This window comes from Bradyrhizobium sp. URHA0013 (assembly GCF_000518345.1).
Lineage (GTDB): Bacteria > Pseudomonadota > Alphaproteobacteria > Rhizobiales > Xanthobacteraceae > Bradyrhizobium.
Genome location: NZ_JADK01000008.1, coordinates 354,016 through 375,656 on the forward strand (window position 1 = coordinate 354,016; position 21,641 = coordinate 375,656).

The 21,641-nt window shown below is 60.1% G+C and carries 16 protein-coding genes; 3 read left to right on the forward strand and 13 right to left on the reverse strand.

Annotation, left to right across the window (positions count from 1 at the left end; genetic code table 11):
* Nucleotides 1-78: 78 nt before the first annotated feature.
* The 6 genes from N551_RS0114595 to N551_RS35435 form a co-directional block, all read right to left on the reverse strand.
* On the reverse strand, nucleotides 79-303 hold the full coding sequence (locus N551_RS0114595) for a hypothetical protein (protein ID WP_027567576.1): 225 nt from the start codon (nucleotides 301-303) through the stop codon (nucleotides 79-81).
* Between the two features lie 81 nt (nucleotides 304-384).
* Nucleotides 385-2,160 carry an ABC transporter ATP-binding protein gene (locus tag N551_RS35425; protein WP_051462713.1) on the reverse strand — a complete coding sequence of 592 codons (1,776 nt, stop codon included), beginning with the start codon at nucleotides 2,158-2,160 and terminating at the stop codon, nucleotides 385-387.
* 10 nt (nucleotides 2,161-2,170) lie between these two features.
* Nucleotides 2,171-3,313: a UDP-galactopyranose mutase gene (glf, locus tag N551_RS0114605; RefSeq protein ID WP_027567577.1), complete on the reverse strand. Its 1,143-nt coding sequence runs from the start codon at nucleotides 3,311-3,313 to the stop codon at nucleotides 2,171-2,173.
* Nucleotides 3,314-3,397: 84 nt separating this feature from the next.
* Complete coding sequence (locus N551_RS0114610; protein WP_027567578.1) at nucleotides 3,398-4,564, reverse strand: beta-glucosidase; 1,167 nt, start codon at nucleotides 4,562-4,564, stop codon at nucleotides 3,398-3,400.
* Nucleotides 4,565-4,567: 3 nt separating this feature from the next.
* On the reverse strand, nucleotides 4,568-5,752 hold the full coding sequence (locus N551_RS35430) for a glycosyltransferase (RefSeq protein WP_051462715.1): 1,185 nt from the start codon (nucleotides 5,750-5,752) through the stop codon (nucleotides 4,568-4,570).
* Nucleotides 5,753-5,907: 155 nt separating this feature from the next.
* Nucleotides 5,908-8,679: a glycoside hydrolase family 2 protein gene (locus tag N551_RS35435; protein ID WP_051462717.1), complete on the reverse strand. Its 2,772-nt coding sequence runs from the start codon at nucleotides 8,677-8,679 to the stop codon at nucleotides 5,908-5,910.
* 288 nt (nucleotides 8,680-8,967) lie between these two features.
* Here N551_RS35435 and N551_RS35440 point away from each other — a divergent pair, with 288 nt between their 5' ends.
* Nucleotides 8,968-10,800, forward strand: coding sequence for a hypothetical protein (locus tag N551_RS35440; RefSeq protein ID WP_051462719.1), 1,833 nt, complete (start codon nucleotides 8,968-8,970; stop codon nucleotides 10,798-10,800).
* Between the two features lie 133 nt (nucleotides 10,801-10,933).
* On the opposite strand, the gene hflX is transcribed toward N551_RS35440, so the two are convergent.
* The 4 genes from hflX to N551_RS36565 all read right to left on the reverse strand — a co-directional run bounded on the left by hflX (nucleotide 10,934) and on the right by N551_RS36565 (nucleotide 14,989).
* Nucleotides 10,934-12,289, reverse strand: coding sequence for a GTPase HflX (hflX, locus tag N551_RS35445; RefSeq protein ID WP_051462738.1), 1,356 nt, complete (start codon nucleotides 12,287-12,289; stop codon nucleotides 10,934-10,936).
* A gap of 12 nt (nucleotides 12,290-12,301) precedes the next feature.
* On the reverse strand, nucleotides 12,302-13,363 hold the full coding sequence (galE, locus tag N551_RS35450; protein WP_081747833.1) for a UDP-glucose 4-epimerase GalE: 1,062 nt from the start codon (nucleotides 13,361-13,363) through the stop codon (nucleotides 12,302-12,304).
* A 309-nt stretch (nucleotides 13,364-13,672) separates the two neighbouring features.
* Nucleotides 13,673-13,960, reverse strand: coding sequence for a hypothetical protein (locus tag N551_RS37940; protein WP_155809691.1), 288 nt, complete (start codon nucleotides 13,958-13,960; stop codon nucleotides 13,673-13,675).
* A 42-nt stretch (nucleotides 13,961-14,002) separates the two neighbouring features.
* Entirely contained in the window at nucleotides 14,003-14,989 is a 987-nt protein-coding gene (locus N551_RS36565; protein ID WP_027567579.1) for a hypothetical protein, read from the reverse strand.
* A gap of 135 nt (nucleotides 14,990-15,124) precedes the next feature.
* On the opposite strand from N551_RS36565, the gene N551_RS35460 reads away from it, so the two are divergent.
* Both N551_RS35460 and N551_RS35465 read left to right on the forward strand, forming a co-directional pair.
* Complete coding sequence (locus tag N551_RS35460; RefSeq protein ID WP_081747834.1) at nucleotides 15,125-16,633, forward strand: mannitol dehydrogenase family protein; 1,509 nt, start codon at nucleotides 15,125-15,127, stop codon at nucleotides 16,631-16,633.
* Nucleotides 16,630-17,346: an HAD family phosphatase gene (locus tag N551_RS35465; protein WP_035961365.1), complete on the forward strand. Its 717-nt coding sequence runs from the start codon at nucleotides 16,630-16,632 to the stop codon at nucleotides 17,344-17,346. Before N551_RS35460 ends, N551_RS35465 begins: the two co-directional genes overlap by 4 nt.
* 14 nt (nucleotides 17,347-17,360) lie before the next feature.
* Here the strand turns inward: N551_RS35465 and N551_RS36570 are convergent, their stop codons facing one another.
* From N551_RS36570 to N551_RS0114675, 3 genes are all read right to left on the reverse strand, one after another.
* A complete protein-coding gene (locus tag N551_RS36570; RefSeq protein ID WP_155809693.1) occupies nucleotides 17,361-18,251 on the reverse strand; it encodes a hypothetical protein in 891 nt (296 codons plus the stop codon).
* A 1,189-nt stretch (nucleotides 18,252-19,440) separates the two neighbouring features.
* Complete coding sequence (locus N551_RS0114665) at nucleotides 19,441-19,707, reverse strand: hypothetical protein (protein ID WP_027567580.1); 267 nt, start codon at nucleotides 19,705-19,707, stop codon at nucleotides 19,441-19,443.
* A gap of 594 nt (nucleotides 19,708-20,301) precedes the next feature.
* The gene (locus N551_RS0114675) at nucleotides 20,302-21,267 is read right to left on the reverse strand and encodes a TIGR03885 family FMN-dependent LLM class oxidoreductase (protein WP_027567581.1); all 966 of its coding nucleotides are present in this window, start codon (nucleotides 21,265-21,267) and stop codon (nucleotides 20,302-20,304) included.
* Between the last annotated feature and the right edge of the window lie 374 nt (nucleotides 21,268-21,641).

A 21,641-nucleotide genomic window follows, 5' to 3' on the forward strand; every position in this document is an offset into this window, starting at 1 on the left:
CGTCCGCGCGCGCTGGGACTATACGTCACTTGTAAGGCGGCATGTCTCATGCAGCGATGCCGTCGAGGGAGCGCAAATCTAATCGCGCTGATCGGCTTTCTTGACCGTCAACACTTCTTCACCATTCTCGTCCACAACAACGACCGACTGAACGGGATACTGCGACGCGGCGCTTGCTTGGTCCTTATTCCCCAGAAGCGCCTCGGCGGCTTTTCTTGCGTCACCCAGGCTATCCACCTCGATGCCAAAGTCGTCCTTCGCGACCTGGCCGCCGCCTTTAAGATCCAGATAAAACTTCGGCATAGTCACCTCTTCCTGATCAGGCGCGTCCCAGAGGCTTGAGCGGTGACTGAATGCCTGGCCGAACTCATTCAGGGGCGCAATCTACCGAGCCGCCAACTGACGGGGATCGCGGTGAGGCGCTACAGGAGCGCTCCTCGTTCCGAACACCGCGCTGGGCGTGCCGTCCTGGACGACGCGGCCATGTCGTAGCACGACAATCCTGTCGAACACATCCAGCGTCGCAACGCGGTGAGTCGCCGCGATGATGGTCGTGTCCAGGCAGGCCTTGGCCAAGCCTGCGCGGAGCTTCTGTTCGGTCTCGATATCGAGCGCCGATGTTGCTTCATCGAGCAGCAAAATGGGGCATTTCTTCAGCAGCGCACGAGCGATTGCGATGCGTTGGCGTTGCCCGCCGGAGAGGATCGTTCCACCTTCGCCGACCACCGTGTCATAGCCGTCCGGCAGTTCGTTGATGAAGCCGCACTGAGCGATCTCTGCGGCGGCAAGAACTTCTTCATGGCGCGCATCCGGATGGCCATACCGCAGATTGTCCAAAATGGAGCGATGAAACAGGCCAACGTCCTGCGGAACGAACGCGACGAGCTCGCGAAGGCTTTCTTCCGGCAATGCGTTCAAACTCCGTCGAGCCAGTCTGATCTCGCCGCTCTGGGGCTCGTGAAGGCCATGCAGTAGCGCGAGCAAGGTCGACTTCCCGGCGCCCGATTCTCCGACGATCCCTATGCGTTGTCCCGGCGGGATATGAAGGCTGATATCGTTCAGAACCGGAGCATCGGTTCGATAAGCGAAAGACAGGCCAGCGACTTCAATGGATGGTGGTGAATTTCGGGCAAGGCCGGCCGGCTCTGGTCGGCGCGGGATTTCGGGACCCAGGACAGCAAGTGTTTCCTTCACCACCGCAATCTGATTGCTGGTGCCTATGAGTGCCATCGCAAGGTCGCGCGATCCGTGAAGAATGCGGAACGTCAACGCGCTGACCAGGACCACATCTCCTGGCGAAAAGCGGCCTTCGACCCAACGCAGGATGGCCCAGGCAAAAATACCGGCCGCAGCGAGCCACAAAAGGCAATCATGCGCCATGCGGCTCTTCTCGAGATAGGTCCAGCTCCGCCTCTGCGCTTCCGCCTCCTCGGAGAGGATTTCGGAAAGCCTTTGATGCTCGCGGCGGCGCATGCCGAACATCTTGACGGCCCGGATGTTGGCGATAGTGTCGATCAATTCCCCGGAGGCGCGCCCGGCCTGTTTGGCATACGCTTGGTGAAAGCCTGTACCCCTGCTGCCAAGGATCAACAACCCGCCACCAATGGCCAGGACGAGTGCACAGACCGCAGCGGCCATCCAAATGTCCATCAGGCTGAACAAGAACAACGCGCCGGCAAAATCGACGACGGGTGGCATGACGTTCCAGATCAGCGTGTTCATGATAGCCCCGAACGCGCCGCTGACGGCGGTGATGCGGCCCCCGAGCGCGCCGGAGAATGACGCGGAGAAGAACGTCAGAGGCCTCTCCGACAATCGTTCAAACAGGTCCAAACGGATCCGAACGCCGGTGTCGACGATGGCTCGCGCTCCTAGCCAACCCGCGGTGCGCCACAAAGCGGTCTCGATCGCGACGATGCCGATGAACAGGAGGAAGGCCTGGACGACGGCGCCGGTCTGGCGCGTCGGCAATGCCATTGCATCGACCAATGCCTTCATTTCGTACTGGACGGCAACGGCACAAACACCCGCCAGGATGACAAGCGCGAAGAGTGGCGCAAAGCGACGGCGCGCTACCCACACGTAGCGCGCAATGAAGTGAAGGGGACCAACTCCGTTCTTGGCGAGCGCAGCACCCTCGTCGGAATCCTCCGGAGCCATTGCCTCCGCCCTAGGCCGAAACCAATGCGGGATCGGCCGCTTCGGCGGTGACGCGAGACTCCGCCTCCCTGATCCGCCGAAAGGCCGAGAGTGCCTGGCCGACGACCTGATCCATGTTGTAGTATTGGTAGGTAGCGAGCCTGCCCACGAAGTGTACGCCGGTCTGCCTGGACGCCAGTGCCTGATACTGCCGATAAAGCGAGCGATTTTCCTCGCACGGGATCGGGTAGTAGGGATCGCCCACATCGCTGGGGTATTCGTAAGTCACAGTCGTGCAGGGATGAATCTGGCCTGTCAGGTGCTTGTATTCGCTGACGCGGGTGAACGGTTCGTTCCCAGGGTAGTTCACGACCGCAACTTCCTGATGCCTCTCCTTGGCAAGGGATACGTGCTCGAAACGAAGAGACCGGTAGGGTAGCCGCCCGAAGCAGCGGTCGAAATATTCGTCGATGGCGCCGGTATAGATCAGGTTGCGGTACGGCAGCATCTGCCTGACCTTGTTGAAGTCGGTCTGCAGCATGACCGATATTCTCGGGTTGTCCAGCATCCGCTCGAACATCCGCGTATATCCCTGCTTGGGCATGTACTGAAACTTGTCCCCAAAATACCTGTCGTCGGTGTTGACGCGCGTCGGCACGCGCGCGGTCACCGACTTGTCCAGTTCAGAGGGATCACGACCCCATTGCTTGCGCGTGTAGCCTCGGAAAAACAACTCGTACAACTCGCGGCCGACCCGGTCGATGACGACGTCCTCGGAGGTGCGGATCGTTTCCACCTGCTCGCGATGGCTCTCGTAGAACGCCTCAGCTTCCTCGTCGGTCCCGAGTTTCATGCCGTAGAGAAGATTAAGTGTCGTGCGATTGATCGGGATGGGCAGGAGCTGTCCCCGCACGTGGGCGCGAACCCGATGCTCATAAGGCTGCCACTCCGTGAATTGCGACAAGTAATCGAATATTTCACTGGAGTTCGTGTGAAAGATGTGAGGCCCGTAACGGTGCATGAGCACACCGGCCTCGTCGAAGCAGTCATAGGCATTCCCGCCGATGTGCGGCCTGCGATCAATGATCAACACCGTCTGCTTCAACTGACTGGCGATGCGCTCCGCCAATACACTGCCTGCAAAGCCCGCGCCTACGATCAACCAGTCAAACATTTCTGAAAACTCCTCGTTTATTGGCGGACCAAGCTGCGAGGAAATTGAACGTTCCTAACCGACGAAAACGTCGAACACGAACTATCAAAGGTTAACTTCAGCGGCTTGGTTTCGCACATCCGCAGCTGACGAGATCAGCTGGTCGAGCAGTGGCTTGTAAAAGTGACGCACTGCGTTTTGATCCAGAGGCCCAAGTAGCCCGGTCTGACAAATCCTGTCATTCAGCCAACCCGGATAATCCAGCACGGGGTAAAGGCAGAGCCCCTCCACCTTCACGCCTGACCGGCGCGCGGCCAGCGTCTCTTGTACGACGTAGTAAAGCCACGCCGGCCGCGCGGTGCCCTCCGCGCCGGTTTCAGACAGGAAAAGTGGCCGCCGATAGCGCGCGTAGCATTCCTGCAACAGCTCGCGCATCGGGCGGTAGCGGTGGTGCCCCATCGGGATCGTGTTGCCGCTCAGGAGCCATTGGTTGTCAGGATAGTAGTTCACCCCCAGCACGTCGACATAGTCCGGCTTGCCGCCCAGTTCAGGCGCCATCCGCCCCGTCAGCATGTCCATCGCCTGATATTGCCACTCGTGTACTGTGGCTGCCCTGTCCACGCCTTCCCAACATTCTGGATCATCCGGCGCGACATGCACCAGCGGTTCGGCGTGCACGATGCGCGCGGCGGCATCGACCGAGCGAACCGCCTCTATCGCCGCGATCGAGGCGCGAACCAGCTGCCGCTTCAATGCGTCACCCTGGTCCAGGCAGAATGGGTTCATCAGCGCTTTGTCGCCGCCGGCCCACGCGAAATAAGAGATCTCGTTCACCGGACAATAGAACGGGGTATGACGACATTCCTGCTGGATTACGCCTGCTGCGGCAGCGGCGAACCTACAGAAGCGCTCGACGAACTCCGCCGAGAATATATCCAGACCATCGGGCCAGCCGTAATGCATCAGATCCCAGATGATCTGGACCTGAGCCTCTTCCGCGGCACGTATGAGCGCAAGCAGGCTCGACCAGTCGTAGTGACCCGGCACTTTCTCGACGAGATGCCAGCGCATCCCGTCGCGAAACGTCTTCAGTCCCGCCTCTGTGAGCTGCCGATAATCTTCGAGCGCCGAGTGATCATGGCCGCTCCCGGCAGTGAGGTCGAGACGCTTTCCGTCAGGCCGGCGGTGGGTTGAGCATTCGAATCCGCCTAGGAAGAAGCTTTCAAAGATCGCCGACGGCGCGTAGGCGGCGGTTCTATGCGAGGGTGCCAATTGCTAGGCCCACTCCGGTGCGTCGAGATCAGCTTGCGCGCGCGTCATCCTCCATTTGGCGCCGCTCTTCCGCAAGATTTGAAGCATATCGTCAAATGTCGCGTCCCAGGATTTGTCGGCCAAAAATTCATCGACACGATTGAGCCGTCGCTCATCGCCCCGAAGACGAATGCTGCGCTCGATTTCGTCGACGAAATGGTTGGGATTGGCCGCGATGGAGACAAGGCCCATGTCCCCATACGGCCTTCGAACGTCATTGATGTCGGTCGACACGACCGGCAGGCCACCCGCCAAATATTCCGGGGTCTTGGTGGGACTGATGAACCGCGTGCTCTCATTGAGCGCAAACGGCATGATGCCGCAATCCCAACCCGCCAAATACGACGGCAGCTCATCGTATTGCCTGGAGCCCAGCCAGTGCAGGTTCGGCAGCTTCGGTAGCTCGGACGCACTGATCTTGGCGAGCGGACCGACCATAACGAACTGCACGTGCGGGGCTTGCAGCGCCGCTGTTCGAAGCAGGTCCATGTCCATACGCTCGTCAATAACCCCGAAAAAGCCTGCCCGTGGTGTCGGGATTGCTTCCTGGTCCTGCGGGCCGGCTTTTCCGCGAAGACGGCGCGCCTGCTCGAAATGTGCCTTGTCGATGCTGCTTGGAAAGCAATGCAGATTTGGATGCAAACCCGCCTTGGCCTCGAACAGGCTCTGCCCGCCGGTGAAGACCGCGTCGCAGCGCGCCAGCAACTCGATCTCGCGGGTGACCAGCTGGGCCGGTGCGAAGCGGAACGACTTCAATTCGTCCATGCAGTCATAGACGCAAACACACGGCTGCAGATGGCTCGTAAAGCCAAACGCCATCGGCGTATAATACCAGATGATGAGCTCAGAAAAGGATTGCGCGGCCAGGAATTGGTCCAAGAGCTGGCGCTGTTCGGCCTCTGCCGCTTCCACCGACGATGCTGCGGGAAGATGGGGAACCAGCACCTGGATCCCTGCGCCAACCTCGGTCGCAACCAACCTCGGTTCAGCGGAATCGAAGACTGGCTCCTCGAAGTAGAAGACATCCGCATGCCGCGCTGCCCGGGAGAGCAGATGCTGAGGGCGCTGATAGACGAAGTTCCAGCGGAGATGCGACAGACAGATCAGAGCGGGGCGACGTCCAAGACCAGCGAAATCCTGCTGCAGCATGTTGGCTCCTTTGCGGCTGCACACCAAGGTTGCGCTGAGGTGCTCGTTCCTAAATCATGCCGCAGAGTCTCCGGTAGTTAACAGACGTTAAGAGCGAGCAGAATGGCGACTGTTGCGGTGACGTGAGTGTGATCGGCTTTGCAAAGCGGCGATCCTTATCCCGTGCTGTTGAAATGCTCAGCCTTGCTGATTGAAAACGGCTGAGGGATTTTGCGTGAGACTTCGTCGGGCGCAGGGGCCACCCGAGCCGCGGTTTTGATCAGCGCGTCGAGCAGGAGGGTAGCGGTCGGATCGCTCCCGACCTCTTGACCTAGAGGGCGGAACGTCGAGACCAGCAGCCGTCCCTTTCCGTAGGCTCGCTCGGCCACCAGCGCCACCGGCTTGTGGACCCAACCGACGACGAGACCCGCGTGAACTCGCGCCTGAAAATCCAGTAGGTTGCAGCCGCTGATGACGAGCTTGGGAATGACCCGGTCGAAGGTTGCATCAACGAGTGGTCCTCCGGGCAGCCCGGCGAACTCTCCCCGGCGACGTAACCAGGCAAACGATGAGACCCAGTCCCCGCTCCAAAGGGCACCTGCCCTGGCCTGCACCTTGACGTTTTGCCAGTGCGGGAAGAAGGGATAGAGCGACATCTCAATTTCAGGCAGTAGCAACAATGTTCCCCCGGAGCGCACGAAGCCCGCCAAGTCCTCGTCATGGCTCGCGGCGACGACAACATCAGCTTGCTCGATGGTGTCGGCCATCCCGTAACCCGTCAGCCGCAGCCGCTCGAGAAGCGCACCGGAGGGGGACCACACGGATTTACTTGGCCTCTCGCCCCGCAGCCGATGCGGATGCAGAGCGATGTCCAGACCGTTCGACGCGATGACGTTGGCGTTCGGCCCACGCAGTTCCATCGACACAGCCACCATCCGCCCCGTTTCGACGTGAGGCAGAGCCAGCTCAAACGGATAAGCCGCGCTGACGACCCCGGGCGCGAGGGTGCAAGCGCAGCTTACACTCACCCCCTCCACCGCGACCGTCAGCTCCGCATTTTCCAAATGGCTTGGGCCATTTGCGACGACCACTTGCAGGGTAGGCTTTTCGTCGTCCCAGAAGCTCAGCCGCTGCCAGACCGGAATAATAATCGTATCCGAGTTGATGGTTCGAAAGACATCATGGAATACGCGCGGGTTTCGGCACAAATCGAGCAGCCCATTGGATTCCCAATTGACGTCGGTCAGCTCCGTAATGACATATCCAGCCAGCTCCGATCGTCGGCGCATGCTCTCAATCTCATATTTGAGGGCATGAAATTGCTGCCACTGAGCCGCCTCGATGAATGCCTTTAGAGATCCGAACACACGGTCAAGGCTCCAGTCTCGAAATCGGTTTTCGATACCGTGCGCGTACATGACGCCTTCGCCCCAATCGTGCCCCGTCTCAAACCACCAGGGTTCTTCGCCCTCTGGCCCGGCAAGTTGCTGAGGGTCCGGCAGGCCCCAGTTCCCGAACTCTGAGCACACAAGAGGCTCCTCGCCGGAGCGGACCGCATCCCCATAAGGGCTGAACAGCCAGTCCGCTCGCTGAGCCAAGCCTTCCACAAACCCGTCCCAGGCACCGCGACTGTCCGGAAAAGCAGCATAATAGTGATAGTCGGCGATGTCGGTGCAGATATGGAAGCTAGGCGCCACGGGAGAGTTATCGACCACCAGGCGCAACGGATCGTAGGTCTTCAACCACGAGTACAGGGAATGCAGCCAGTCCCGATGTTCAGCATCATGGACCAGATCGACACCCCAGTTTTCATTGATGATCGTCCAGCACACGATCGAGGGGTGATTGCAATCCCGGTCGACGATGCCTGTCAGCATGCGCCGCTTGCGGGCGCGGGACCGCTCGGTTGAAAATCCTCCGTTGGGAAGCTCGGCCCAGATCAGCATGCCGAGGCGATCGGCCACCTCGTAGTATCGTGGGTCGGGAGCCTTGATGTGACACCGCAGGCAATTCAATCCGAGTTGCTTCGCTTTCAAGAGCTGATCCTCGAGAAATGCGACCGAAGGCGGCGTGCAGATAGTGTCCGCATAATAGTCCTGATCGAGAGCACCGCGCATATAGAAGACTTCATCGTTCAGGTAGAACCTGCCGCCGTGGGCTTCAAACGTACGGAACCCGAACGTTTCCTCCACTTTGTCGACAAGCTGCCCGCCGCGGAGGAGGGCAAGCTGAGCGCGATAGAGGTTTGGCTGCGCGGGCGACCATTTGCGTACGGGCTGGACCAGAGCATTGGCTCTCACGGCGTCCTCGCCCCTCTTGGCCGCACCACTCGCCTCCGCCACGATCTCCCCATCAGGCGCTACGATTTTCATCTCGAGCAACGCGTCGTCCGGCAGCGGCGAGGCGAGGCGAAGCTGAACCGAGACTTCGCCGGTTCGCGCGTCGCTTAGGACTTTGGTGTGCGCAATGTGATCCGCGGGGCGCTGTTCAAGCCAGACCGACTGCCAGATCCCGGACAGCGGCCCATACCAGCTCTGCTTGCCGAACGGGATCTCGGCAAAAGGGGCCTCAAACTCCTCAGGGTCGTCAGTCGGACTCTCGACCCTGACCACGATGTCGTTGGCGCCTTCCTTGGCCCAGGGGGTTATGTCGAGCAAGAACGGCAGAAAGCCGCCCTCGTGATCGCCGACATGATGATCGTTGATCCATACCCTGGCGTGGTGAAACACGGCCCTGAAGCGGACGAACAGCCTGTCACGGAACCAATCCCGGCTGAGGGTAAAGCGCCGATGGTAGATGCCTATCCCTGCTTGCGTGCGCAGATCCGCAAACTGGGCCTGCCACACCCCGGGAACCGTGATGGAGCGCACTTCAGCCGGCGATACGCTGTCATTGGGCACGTGCAGAAACGACCATTTTCCGTCAAGCATCAACCGATCATCTGTCACGATTACTTCTCCAGTCCGCGGTCCGCCGCCGAACCGCGACGTGCGTAAGCAGGAAGGCGATTGAAGCAGATGGGTTCCGGTATCTGCCTTCGATTGCTCCAAGCGAGATAACTCCCGAGTGCGCAGGGGGCCCAAGCATGACGGCATGTTTTCCTTTGGTCATCGCCCTCGAGACAACTGCCTAGGAACACGCAGGCGGCCGACACATTACGTGCAGGTGAGCGGCCAAGCGGGCCCCAAAATAAAGCGGCATCGCCTAGCGATCGCCCGTAACAGGACATCCAGGGTATGCCTGACTTGGAGATGTGGGGCGGCCTTGAGTGCTCGGTCGCTCGCATCGGCGATCGGTTTCGGAACCAGGTCATCGAGACCGGCCATCAAAATCGAATTGCTGACCTCGACCTCATTGCCGGTTTAGGCCTGCGAACAGTGCGCTATCCGGTCATCTGGGAGACAATCGCGCCCGACCGCCCCGACGTTTGCGACTGGCGTTGGCACGACGAGCGTCTGGGACGCCTGAAAGCGCTTGGCATCCGCGTCATCGCGGGGCTGCTGCATCACGGCAGCGGCCCGCGTTATACGGACCTGCTCGACCCTGCTTTTCCTACGCTGCTCGCCGGGCACGCCCGCAACGTAGCCGGTCGCTATCCCTGGATCGATCTGTTCACTCCGATCAACGAGCCGCTCACGACAGCAAGATTCTGCGGCCTGTACGGACATTGGTATCCCCACGCCCGGGACGACCGCAGTTTCCTTCGTGCTCTTTTCAATCAATGTCGAGCGATTGCCGAAGCGATGAATGCCATCCGGCGAATCACGCCGTCGGCGAAGCTCGTCCAGACCGAAGACGTTGGAAAGGTGTTCGGCACGCCTCGGCTCCGCTACCAGGCCGACTTCGAGAACGCGCGACGTTGGCTGAGCCTCGATCTTCTATGCGGCACGGTGCACCGTGATCACGTCCTCTTTCCGTATCTCGCCGCACAGGGTATTTCCGTCGAAGAACTCGAGTTGCACCGTCAAAACCCCTGCGTCCCCGATCTCATCGGAATGAACCACTATCTTACGAGCGAACGCTTTCTCCACTCCCGCGTCCCAGCATTTCCGGCCTGCTTTGCAGCCAGCAATGGCCGTGATCGTTACGCTGACCTGGAAGCGGTTCGGATGGAGCTACCGCGGAAGCACCTTGGGCCTGAGGCTCGCCTCTCGGAGTTGTGGACACGATATAAACTGCCGATCGCCATCACGGAAGTGCACCTCGGCTGCACCCGCGACGAACAGCTGCGTTGGCTGCTCGAGGTCTGGGAAGCCGCCGTCCACTTGCGCCGGGCGGCAGTGGATATCCGTTCCGTTACGAGCTGGTCACTCTTCGGAGCTGTGGACTGGAACTCTCTGTTGACGCGGGACTCCGGGTTCTATGAGTCCGGGGCCTTCGATGTGCGCGGTGACCGTCCGCGCATGACGGCGGTCGGTGAAGCGGTCCGATGTCTCGCAAAGCAAGGCACCTTCAGCCATCCAGTCGCTGCCAATGCCCCCGGCTGGTGGCACCGGCCTGAACGGCTCTACACGAGCAACGACAAGGCCGACTCTAGGCGACGCCGGAAGCGTCGTCCGTCCCTCGTCCTTGCGGGGGACAATCGGGAATGGATACAGGCCTCCATCCGCTCGGCCCGAAGCCGCGGGCTCGAATATGCCGTTGTTCCCGGCGGCAGGCTGAGGGCAGGCGCCGAGGAGCCCCTGCTGGCGAGCCTCCGACGACTGCGCGCCTGGGCTCTGATCGATGTGCGAGGGTATGCCGCTGGGCCGCATGAGGGCAAAGATCGCTCGTCCCTCTACCGTACTTGCCACCAGATCGGTGTCCGCGTCGCACAAGTTTCAGACAAACTGGAATATGAAAGTGTCGAGGCCCTGCGAGAGCAACCAGTCCCAATTCGCTTCGCTGTGAGCGGAGCCAAGGACGCCCCGCTTTCGCATGCAACGGCACTGATCTTTCTGGGCAGTCCCAATTCGGTCGATACTCTTATCGACCTCTTGATTGACGGTGAGCAAGGAGTTTGGACTTGCAGCAGCAATGGGTTCAAGACCGGACAATCAGAGACCACCATTCATTCTGCCAAGCCGTAACACCGGACCGAAGGCGGCCCGAACCTAGACCCGTGCAAGCCAGGGGTGCGGTCCAAGGGCTGGCCTACCTCTTATCCCCACCTTCCAGTCTCACAATAAGAAACCGGCCGCCGGCCAAGAGTACAGGCTAGATTTACTCAGCTGCCTCTCCTCCTCGCCCCTCCTCGGAGAAGTCAGCTTCTGGACCAGGAAACTTGTTGCTGAATATCTCGTACATGCCTTCTTGCATACGAGCACTAAGCACAAGACGACCCGCTTCAGCATGAGACTCTAGAACCTCGGCGTTGCTATAGAGCCAGGAAACCGCGTCGCTTGCAGCCGGGTCGAGAAAGACTCGCACAATCCTTCGGCCCTGAATCAGGCGCTTTTCGATACCCCCCCTGAGTGCATCGACACCACTGCCACTCTGCGCGGACAGAACGAACACTTGCGGAGCGCCCGGCGGACGCGCAGCCTTCTTGTACAGGGCGGACCGCGCGTCCAGATCAAGTTGATCGACCTTGTTCCAGACCTCCAGGAATCGCTCTCCATCGTCAGGCTCCAAACCAATTTGTCTCAGCACAATCCGGACGTCTTCGCGCTGGGATTCGGTCTCCGAGTTGGCAATGTCTCGGACGTGCAAGACCAGGTCGGACTGCGTCACTTCTTCCAACGTCGCCCGAAATGCAGCGACCAAAGTCGTCGGCAAGTCGGAAATGAAACCGACAGTATCGGAGAGGACCGCCTTGGTCCCGTGAGGCAACCATAACGACCTGACCGTCGGGTCGAGGGTCGCGAATAGCATCGGACTGGATTCGACATGCGCTCCCGTGAGCCTGTTGAAGAGGGTCGATTTTCCTGCATTCGTGTAGCCTACCAAGGCGACGCTGCGAAAATCGCTACGTCGGCGCCGCGACCGATGCATCCGACGCTTGGACCTGACCTCTTCGATCTGGATCTTTATGCGGCCTATTCGCTCCCTTAGATTTCTCCGATCGGACTCGATCTGGGTCTCTCCGGGACCTCCCAAAAAGCCGAAGCCGCCCCGCTGCCTCCCCAAATGTGTCCATGACCTAACCAGTCGACTGCGCTGATATTCGAGATGCGCGAGCTCGACCTGAAGTCGCCCCTCCCGCGTCTTTGCGCGTCTACCGAAGATTTCGAGAATGAGCCCTATCCGATCAAGCACCTTGACCTGCCAGGATTGCTCGAGATTTCGCTGCTGAACAGGCGATAGCGCTTCATCGAAGATCACTAGGGAAACATGATGAGCATCGATGAGAGAACGCAATTCCTCAACCTTTCCGGTCCCGACGTACGCCCGGGCGTGGGGCCGTTCCAGCTTGACGAGCATGGAGCCTTCGACGCGCAGCCCGATTGCCTCGGTAAGTCCCACGGTCTCCGCGAGCCTTTGCGCCGGATCTCGCGAGAAGCGCGCATTCCGCGCCCCGTCGGCCGACAAGGTCGGCAGAACGACGAACGCTCTTTCAGTAACCTCATCCCGAACCATATCCAACACGGCTCACACTCCGGGCTGCACAGTCGCGTTCGCAATCTTGCCGGACGCGGCACTATTCATGACGGGTGCACGAGCCGGAGCGCCTTCGCCGTGACGGGAGACATGCCAGGCCCATGCGCTCGACACGATGGTCCGGAGGTCAGATGCCGCGGCCCTGAAATGGATGATCCGCCTCGCCGCGGACGGGTCCGCAACAAGAACCGGAGGATCCCCAGCCCGACGTTCACGGACGGCACGCGGAACATTGCGTCCAGCAACGTCTGCAATAGCGTCGAGCACCTGCTTGACCGAATATCCACGGCCGGTGCCGAGGTTGCAGCAAGCTCCACTCTGTCCCGCCAGCAGGGCCTGCACCGCGCTGACATGGGCCGCAGCAAGGTCCATGACATGGATATAATCGCGGATGGCCGTACCGTCGGGGGTGGCATAGTCGGTCCCGAATATGGCGAACTCGCCAAGCTGTCCCGAGAGAGCCGACATGGCTCGCGGTATCAAATGCGTCTCGTTTTGGCGTTGCTCGCCGATGCCCGCTTCTGGTCGTGCGCCGCTCGCGTTGAAGTATCTCAGGGCGAATGAGGTTAAGCCGTAGGCTGCCTTGTAGTCGGCCAAGGCCTGCTCAACCATGAGCTTGGAACGGCCGTACGGAGTGACAGGAGAGCACGGCAATTGCTCGGACAGCGCCTCGCTGCCGGCGTTCCCGTACACAGCGCCCGTGCTTGAGAAAACCATATGGTTGCAGCCGGTCTCGCGCATAGCACGGAGTACTGAGAGGCTGCCTTCCACGTTGTGAGAATAGTACTTCTCCGGATCGACGACGGATTCGCCGACCAGACTGGCGGCGGCGAGATGGACCACAGCGGCGGCCTTGTGGTCCGAGATGGCTCGGTTCACACTTGCACAATCGCGCACGTCTCCAACGACCAGCGGCCCCCATTTGACGAATTCAGTGTGGCCCGTGCTGAGATTGTCAAATGTTATTGGCACGAAGCCGGCATCCGCCAAGGCGTTGCAGCAATGGGCTCCGATGTATCCGGCACCGCCGGTGACGAGAATAGGCAATTTCATGATCAGATCTTCGCCCGCCTTGCTCAGCCTTGTGGCTGCTTCAGCAAAGCTAACATGGCCGATCGTGGCGCGTTCCTAGAAGTGATTCTCCGCAGCAGAAACGCGCTGTTCGGAAGCATTGCCTTACGTGCGCTGTTCTGAGCTACCACGCGGGCTCGGCAAGTAGCGGCTGCGCAGGGAGATCGCTGCCCTGAGCGTCGCAATGACCGTTAACACAGGTTATGTGATTGGAATAATCTTGAAAGTGGCAGACCTGAACACCAGCGCGCGCGCCTTGGGACAACGGAGTACCCGTTCCAGTCGCCTATGTTAGCGCCGCGGCGGCCTACCGAGTTGAGCGGCAACAAACCTTTCCGCCTGCTCGAGGCACTTCGCCGCATTCAGAAGATCATCGGAATCGAGACGGTCGGTGTGCATGTGATCATCTCTTTCCGGGAAAGTTTTTGCCAGGACGGTGCTGTACGATTGACCATCGCGCCAGACCGTTGCGACAACTGAGCCGAGGCGGAACTGAGCCGCAGGTTCATTTGCTTTCTGGGCAATCCGTGCCGATGGCTTGCGGGTGCGGGATGACTTGCCAAGCAGATTTCCGCGCATGTTCGGGCTCTTTTGCAGGAAGCCGCTCGCTCCTGGCCAATCTCAAGCACAATGGGAATTCGGATAGAGAGCTGGCTCACCGGCGCGACCGGCGCAAAGGTTATTACCGGGAGGAGCGGCTCTTGCAGTCAGGCTCGTCTGAGCTGTGCCCGGAAGGGTAATCGGAAGGCTTCGGAACGGCCCGCTCGGCGCGCCTTCCGTCCCATATTGCTTCCACTCGAACGAGCTCCGTTGGTGTTCAACGGTCCACCGCAAGATGGCCGGGTCCCTGTCGAGGAGGTAGTGCCATCCTTCGGCGAGGCGAACTAGCAGTTGGTCCGGCGTAAGCGCAACATCTGCAAGCGCCTCATCGATGCCGCTGAAGGTCGTCATTTCCTGTCGGCAGCCGTACTGCTGCAGCAGCCGATCGGATTCCTCCATCACACGTCTTCCGAGATCCGGATCCCTGAAACTGCCGACAGGACGCGTGTGAAGGACTGGAACACCGTCCAGGATTCCGAGCCCTTCGTACCCCAGGAGCTTCGGCCATACGGAGTCCAAACCCCAGCCCCACCCCGTTGTCGTAAGCTCCAGGGTCGGCAGCAAGCGCTCCAAGGTTTCGCTTCGAAAGCAAGGGACCATGATCTCGACAAAGCCGACGCGCCTGGCGAAGAAGCTCTGATTTGTCATCGTGATGTAGTGGGCGTAGTACGAGCCCTCCTGCAACGCCGGCGCAAAAAGCTCGAAATTCAAGGCCCCTCCAAGCCTGAACATGGCGTTGATGTCATCCTGGTTGGTGAAGATGTCGTCGTCCGGAAACCATACGTATTCGTAGTCTTTCCACCCGCTCCAGATGTTGAGCAGGGTTCTCAACCCGGCCCATTTCGGACCAGGCACTACATCGCCGACCTCACAGTCGGCACCGTGAGCCGGATCAAGCTGCTGGAATGGGCATAGGTAAAGGTCCCAGCTGCGGTCCCTGGCGGGCTCGAGCCAGAACGGATGCAACGACCTTCTGCCGACACGGGCGATGACGAGATGCTGTCTCACTGACCGTTTCCTCCTTCAGTGGTGGAGAGCCAATGCCTTTCGAAGACGTTGGTTGCTGTTTTTCTGAAGAGCGCCTGTCAAATAGCAACCAGCCTCACACACCGGCATTGCCAACTCGCATTCACGGAAAAGGCGATGACCAAGGCATTTCATCGAAGCTCGTTTGCAATAAGTCTCGGCGCGCGGACACGGCCGGTGCAGAGGCTTGGTATTGCCAACGGAAGGTGTGAGAACCAAAACATCCGATGGCCGTCTTTCGACCACCAGACGCTACGGCCAGGCATTTTGCATTTTGGCTGCGGCGCGTTCCACCGGGCACATCAGAACGTCTTCACCCAGAGGGCCATCGAACTGGAAGGTAGCTCCGCGTGGGGCGTGGTCGGGGTGAGCTTCCGCAGCAGAAAAATCAGGCAATTGCTTGCGCCTCAGGATTTCCTCTACACGGTGCTTGAGCGAGGCGGCGACCACGTCAGTGCGCAAGTGGTCGGCGTGCTAAGGGACGTCCTTTTCGCACGGGCTCAACGCTCGCGTGTAATTGCATCGTTCGCTGACCCTCGGACACGCATTGTCACCCTGACGATCACGCCCTCGGGATATTTGCCGGACGCCGCGCCCGTCGAGGTGCCGTGGGACTCTCCTGTTGATCCGATAGGGATACTGGTCGAGGGCCTCGCAACAATACGCGCTCGTGGAACAGCCCCGCCCGTTCTAATCTCCTGTGACAACATGCCGGCCAACGGCCGCCGCCTGCGCCAGACGCTACTCGAGCGAGCCGACCGTGAGAGCGCTTCGTTGGCGCATTGGATCGACCGGAACGTACAATCCCCGTCGTCAGTCGTGGACCGCATCGTGCCGGTACCGACCAGCGAGGACGGCGCTGCAGCCACCGGCCTCCTGGGCCTCCAGGATCTGGCGGCCGTCGCAACCGAGCCTTTTCGCCAATGGGTGATCGAAGACTTTGAAGGACCCCGGCCGAGCTGGGAACGGGCGGGCGCCACATACGTCTCCGACGTAGCCGCATGGGAGGCTTCAAAGCTGAGGCTTCTTAACGGCACACACATGGCCATTGCGTTCCTCGGCATGCTGTCACAGCTGGAGACTGTCTCCGACTTCGTGCTTGACCCGCTTTACCTGAGGTATGTATCGCGTCTGATGGTGGACGAGCAGGTCCCGACGATTCCCCCGAGCAATCACGACCTGATCGCCTATTGCTGTCAATTGTTGGAACGCTGGCAGAACAGGTACATCGTGCACCAGCTACAGAGGATCGCCAGAAATGGAGCGGAAAAGCTGCAACCGCGCTTGCTGGACTCCGTGAGAGAAAACATCGTCGCGGGCCGGTCATCACCATGTACGGTGCTGGCGGTGGCTGCGTGGGCCTGTTGCACTGCCAGAATGATGCCTTATGCCGGCAATCTCGAGGATGATGCCGCTCCCGCATTGCAAGATCTCGCCGCCACGTCGGGCGACACCAGAGATTTTGTCCGGCGACTGCTGTGCAGGAGAGACATATTCGGGACCGAGCTGCCGCAGGTCCCGGCATTTGGCGATCAACTGGCCGAAGCGATAGACCTTCTGAGGCTGCTGGGCGCACGCGGAGCCGTGTCGAGAGTGCTGATGACGGCCGCGAGGGTCTCAACGTGAACCTGTCAAATGTCCGCGGCGTCATCTTTGACATGGATGGATTGCTTGTCGATAGTGAGCGGCTGGCACGCGAAGCTCTCGTCCAAACAGCAGGGGTATTCGCGATCGAGCCTGACGCCGAAACGTTCACCGGCATGATCGGTCTTCCTGAAGACGGCTCGCTCAGTCTATTGCGACTGCGCTACGGTCTGGATTTTCCGGCGGAACAATACGTCAGAGAGACGGCGGTTGCGTGCGAAACGCTGGTAAGGGCAGGTCATCTCGCTCTCAAGCCGGGAGCTGAAGAGCTCCTCACGCTTCTGAAGCGCCTGGGAATTCCCAAGGCCCTCGCAACCTCCTCCTCCCGAGAAAAGGCCATGCGGACGCTGACCGCGGTACAGGCAACGGAATGGTTCGAGGCTGTTGTCACCCGAACAGATGTTGCAAGGGGAAAGCCGAGCCCCGACCTGTTTGCAAAGGCGGCGTGCGAGTTGGGTTTGCCAGCTGATAGATGCATCGCGCTAGAGGATTCATACAACGGCGTTCGCGCGGCCCATGCCGCGGGAATTAGGGTCATAATGGTTCCGGACTTGCTTCCCGCGACAACGGAAATGATAGCTTTGTCAGAGGCGATCGTCGGCAGCCTGTCCGACGTGCATCAAGCCTTCCTGACCTCGGGCAGGTTGCTGGAGCAGTCTTCAGGCTCAAGCGCTGCCCGGGTCATTCGCTCTTGATCCATGGATCGCAGCTAGTTGCTGCCCTCTGACCCGCTCTTGGCCCGAGATTCTGGACTGGTCGGCAGGCCGGACGTCGGGTAGGACGAATCCGATAAGAGGCACCGCTGCTGATCAAAGAGCCATCGCAGTGCTTCGGGACACCCATCAAAGAGGTGTTGCCATCCTCGCACGAGCTGCATCAGGAGGGCCTCCGGGGTGAGATTGACTTCACACATGTCGGCACCGATTCCCGCGAATGTGACCATACGCTGGCGACAGCCGAAATGCGCGAGGATGTCATCGGACTCCTGCATCACGCGATTGCGGAGTTCCGGCTGCTTGAACGTCCCGACGGGGCGGGTGTGCACGACAGATACCCCGTCGATGATGCCGAGGTGCTGGTAGCCCAGAATCTTCGGCCATGCGGAATCGAGTCCAAAGCCCCAGCCTGTGGTCGAGAGCTCAAAAGTGGGAAGGAGCTCCTGGAGCGTCGTACGGCGGAAGCACGGGATCATGATCTCCACGAAACCCACTCGCCTGGCAAAGAAGCTCGTGTTTCGCATCGCGATGAAGTGAGCGAAATACGAAGCCTCATGCAGAGCGGGCGCGAAGAGATGAAAATCGAGCGCACGGCCAATGTCAAACATCTTCGTGATGCCGTCTTGCGCGGCAAAGATGTCATCGTCCGGCATCCATATCTGATCGTAGTCATGCCAGCCGGACCAAGAGTTCAGCAGCTTGGTGAGGCCTGTCCACTTCGGGCCGGGGATAACCTCTCCAACTTGGCACTCCAAATCGGTCTGGGATGCAATTTCTTCGTAGGGACAGAGATAGAGATCCCAATCACGTCTCTTGGTGGAATCGATCCAGCTTCTGTGAAGCGACGTTCGGCCAACCCTTGCGATCACGAGAGAGCGGCTCATGAACAATACATGTCCCAACGACGCGTAAGGCGGCTCCGCCGCGCCCATCTCCAACTGCCGACAAAGTCGGAACGAAGCTTTGCGCCGGCAAGACCTTCAGCCAGCTCGCTAAGAGCGCCTCTAAGCGCAATCATCGAACATTCCTGCACGCACGTCTTCCCACTTGTGCCTGTCAACGAGGAGGCGAATTGATCGGCGGCCCCTCTCCCTCGCCGCCGCCTCTAGTCAGCTGAACCCACCACGGAAACACCATTTTGCCACTGCTACAGAAATCAAGCATGGCTCCATCCACGAGATCCAAAGCCGGGATCGGGATGTATGGAAGCTCGTGGGCGCGGGAAAACTATTGGCCACGGCCAGCGCAGTCGGTTCATTTGTCTCGAGCGCTATTTTCTGACTGAGCATCACATCGCCTTCAGCCAAGCCCCCCACCGGTACGAAGCACCATCCTCGGCCGAGCCTTCCGCGGCTATCGACCTCGTTGACATTGGCTGACGTCCCCCGCCCGATACGGTATCGCTTGCGGGTGTCGCTTCCTACCACCTCGAAATATCCCTTTCGAGCGAGCTGAACGTTTTGCTCGGGCGAAAGCCAGCTGCGAAGCAGCCGCCACGAGCGCGCATGGCTCGTCTTTTCTTCGCAACATGCGCCATACAGCTTGGTGATCGCAAGGGTCTGCAGCCCATATCGGAGCGGGTGCCGTCGGTTGGCCAACGTCCGCTCGAGCAACCTCCGACCAGGCGCCGGTTGAACTGCGTCTCTTCCGTAAGCGGGTCGAAATTTCCGAGTCGTGTGACCTCGCGGGCCCCCGTCCGTACCGCCGCCGTATAACTCCTTGGCAGTCAGTTCATTGAAAAAAGTCTCGGCTCGGAGGATGGCTTCCGCGTTGACCCTGTCGAAGACGTGGCGGCTGTCACCGCTGTTGTCCAGTACGACTCGCGTGGCCATGTCAGATTCCAAGCTGCAATTAACCAGGGAAATGGTCAGGCGCACCGATCGTTCCTCTTAGTTTGTGCTGCCACAGGGCTCCCCAATCATAACTTGCGAGTACCTCTCTCTCTTCATTCAGGGAAAGATTTTCGACCATTGCGACCGTCTCCGTTCGCGTTCCCCGCCTGAGCATTGATCACCGTTCCCAAAGCACGGGAAGGGCGGAAAGGCGGCCGATGGCGTAGCTCAGGCACATGTATTAGTAGAAGACAAACCGCGGAAACGACGAAAACGGCTCCGCCTGCTCGCCCTCCTTTACCTGCAATTGGTTTTCCAGGAAAGTTATCGCCTTATTAGCGATCGCCAGTGGTCGCTCTTCCCTTCTCGAGTGCATCAGCATGATCGCGTCACCCAGCAGCATGATCGCGTCACCCAGCGCGCGAGAGCTGGCTAGATCGGCATAACCTCGACGCCCGAAGTAGTTTCGGGCGATCGTAAGCGCCAACCGGTAGTCGTGCGGATGCATGCAGAGTCGAACGGGAAGATGCGACGGTCGTTCCTAGCCGCTGTTATCCTGCAGCCAAGTGGCTGCCGATTCCGGGCGTGGCTGCTTTGTCCCCGCGCAGGATGCGTCCCGGCATCCGGGTCAAAAGAGCCCCGCAGGCCCAGAGTTCGGGCTCAAAGGCTAGGGCGGCTCGGCCACGATCGAGCGACAAGCAACAGGATGCCCTCCTGTACTTCGCGTCTCCGGGCTCCCCGGTGCCGGTCACGATTGTGATTATGGCGTGCCAGTTTGACGCTCAGCTCAGGCCACAGAAGCCAATCGTCTGGGGCTTGGACCAGTGTCGCTCATTGCTTTCGGCGTCCGTTCAGTGCGCTTGTCCTACGGTCTGCTCGCGGTGGTTGCGATCTGCCGTATGCAAGTCACCGTCCGCCCAGCGGCCTATCATGACAGCTAACGCGAACATGAGCGCGATGAAGGCTATCCTCTGCATGCGTGTCAACGCCAAGAAGCCGCAGATGTTGCTTCCGTGGCAGTCGTTTGGCGCAGGCGCTCGCTCGCCGAGCACACCCGGTGACCAATTCATGGGGCGCCTGGGAGTCGTGCCGGGCCCACCTGTTAAACCTCTCTCAAGGCCGGCAGCACGTGCTCCCCGAATGCGTCGATAAAGCTCAGTTGCCGCCGCCCGACTTGGTGCAGGTGGATTTCGGCGAAACCCATTCCCGCGTACTCGCCCAGCCAGGCTCGGTGCTGTCCCAGGTCCGCGGAGATCAGGACTGACCGGCGAATGTCCTCCGCCTTCACGAGACGGCCGATTGTGTCAAAGTCCTGTGGCCGGCGCAGGTCCCAGTTCACCTCTCCGCCGGCCACGTTTGGAGCCCATTGCTGGAGCGCCTCGGCTTCAGCCTCTTGCTCGCTCGGTGCCCATGATAGCGCCGCCTGCAGGATGACAGGCTTGCCGTGCCCGCCGCCGCGACGGAACGCCTCTAGCACCTTTCCAAGCTGCTTCGGGCGCGCCTGAACGGTGATGAGAGCGTCGGCCCAGCCGCCCAGCCATTCTGCCGTCTTCTCCGTCACGGCCGCACCGACCAACATGACCGGCTCTTCGGGGCGGCTGTAGAGCGTTGCCTCGATGACAGTGACGCGGCCACGATGAGTAACGGTCTCGCCGGCGAAAAGCGCCCTGATGATCTCTACACATTCAAGAAGGCGTGCGTTGCGCTCCTGCTTTTCGGGCCATGGCAGACCAGTGATAGATTCGTTGATCGCCTCACCGCTGCCGAGCGCCAGCCAAAAGCGACCAGGGTACATCTGCGCCAGGGTTGCAGCGCCCTGAGCTAGTACGGCGGGGTGATAACGATAACCCGGTGCCGAGATGACGCCGAAGGGTAGCGAGGTCCCTTCCAAAGCGGCCCCAAGCCACGACCAGGCGAACCCGGATTGGCCTTGGCGTTCGCTCCACGGATGGAAATGGTCGGACGACATCGCGCAGTCGAAGCCCGCCTCCTCGGCGCGCTTGGTCCAACGCAGCAGATCCGAAGGCGAAAACTGCTCGTGTGAAACGTGGTATCCGAAGCGCGCCATCTCTTCTTTCGGTCCTTGCAGATGAGATTCCGTCGGCACCTCAGCGCGAAAACGGTTTGCTGCAGGTACAGCAGACCTGATGCAGGTGCGGGCCGTGTGCCTGCAACTCCTCAGCGAAAGCGGCTGTTCCTAAGCTCGCGAGAGGCGCGAACTGTTGGACGCGAACTCTCGGACGCGAATTCCTGGACGCGAAACTCTCGGACACGAAACTCCTGGATTCGGATATCACCCGCCTGATTGAAATGAACGAGTTCGGGTCTGCATCTGGGACGTGACCGCGCACTCGCGGACTTGAGCATAGGTGATGTTTCGCAGCTGGCACTCTGGCATCAGCCGGTCGCGAGTCTCGCGGCGGACTGCCTCCGAGATGAGGA

Excerpts from the sequence above, each read along its gene's own strand:
- N551_RS0114665 (WP_027567580.1), bottom strand. The coding sequence starts at position 19,707 with ATGCATCCGCACGACTACCGGTTGGCGCTTACGATCGCCCGAAACTAC.
- N551_RS35460 (WP_081747834.1), top strand. The coding sequence starts at position 15,125 with ATGACCAAGGCATTTCATCGAAGCTCGTTTGCAATAAGTCTCGGCGCG.
- N551_RS35430 (WP_051462715.1), bottom strand. The coding sequence starts at position 5,752 with ATGCTGCAGCAGGATTTCGCTGGTCTTGGACGTCGCCCCGCTCTGATC.
- galE (WP_081747833.1), bottom strand. The coding sequence starts at position 13,363 with ATGAAATTGCCTATTCTCGTCACCGGCGGTGCCGGATACATCGGAGCC.
- N551_RS35440 (WP_051462719.1), top strand. The coding sequence starts at position 8,968 with ATGCCTGACTTGGAGATGTGGGGCGGCCTTGAGTGCTCGGTCGCTCGC.
- N551_RS0114675 (WP_027567581.1), bottom strand. The coding sequence starts at position 21,267 with ATGGCGCGCTTCGGATACCACGTTTCACACGAGCAGTTTTCGCCTTCG.
- N551_RS35425 (WP_051462713.1), bottom strand. The coding sequence starts at position 2,160 with ATGGCTCCGGAGGATTCCGACGAGGGTGCTGCGCTCGCCAAGAACGGA.
- N551_RS36570 (WP_155809693.1), bottom strand. The coding sequence starts at position 18,251 with ATGAGCCGCTCTCTCGTGATCGCAAGGGTTGGCCGAACGTCGCTTCAC.
- N551_RS0114595 (WP_027567576.1), bottom strand. The coding sequence starts at position 303 with ATGCCGAAGTTTTATCTGGATCTTAAAGGCGGCGGCCAGGTCGCGAAG.
- glf (WP_027567577.1), bottom strand. The coding sequence starts at position 3,313 with ATGTTTGACTGGTTGATCGTAGGCGCGGGCTTTGCAGGCAGTGTATTG.
- hflX (WP_051462738.1), bottom strand. The coding sequence starts at position 12,289 with ATGGTTCGGGATGAGGTTACTGAAAGAGCGTTCGTCGTTCTGCCGACC.
- N551_RS37940 (WP_155809691.1), bottom strand. The coding sequence starts at position 13,960 with ATGCGCGGAAATCTGCTTGGCAAGTCATCCCGCACCCGCAAGCCATCG.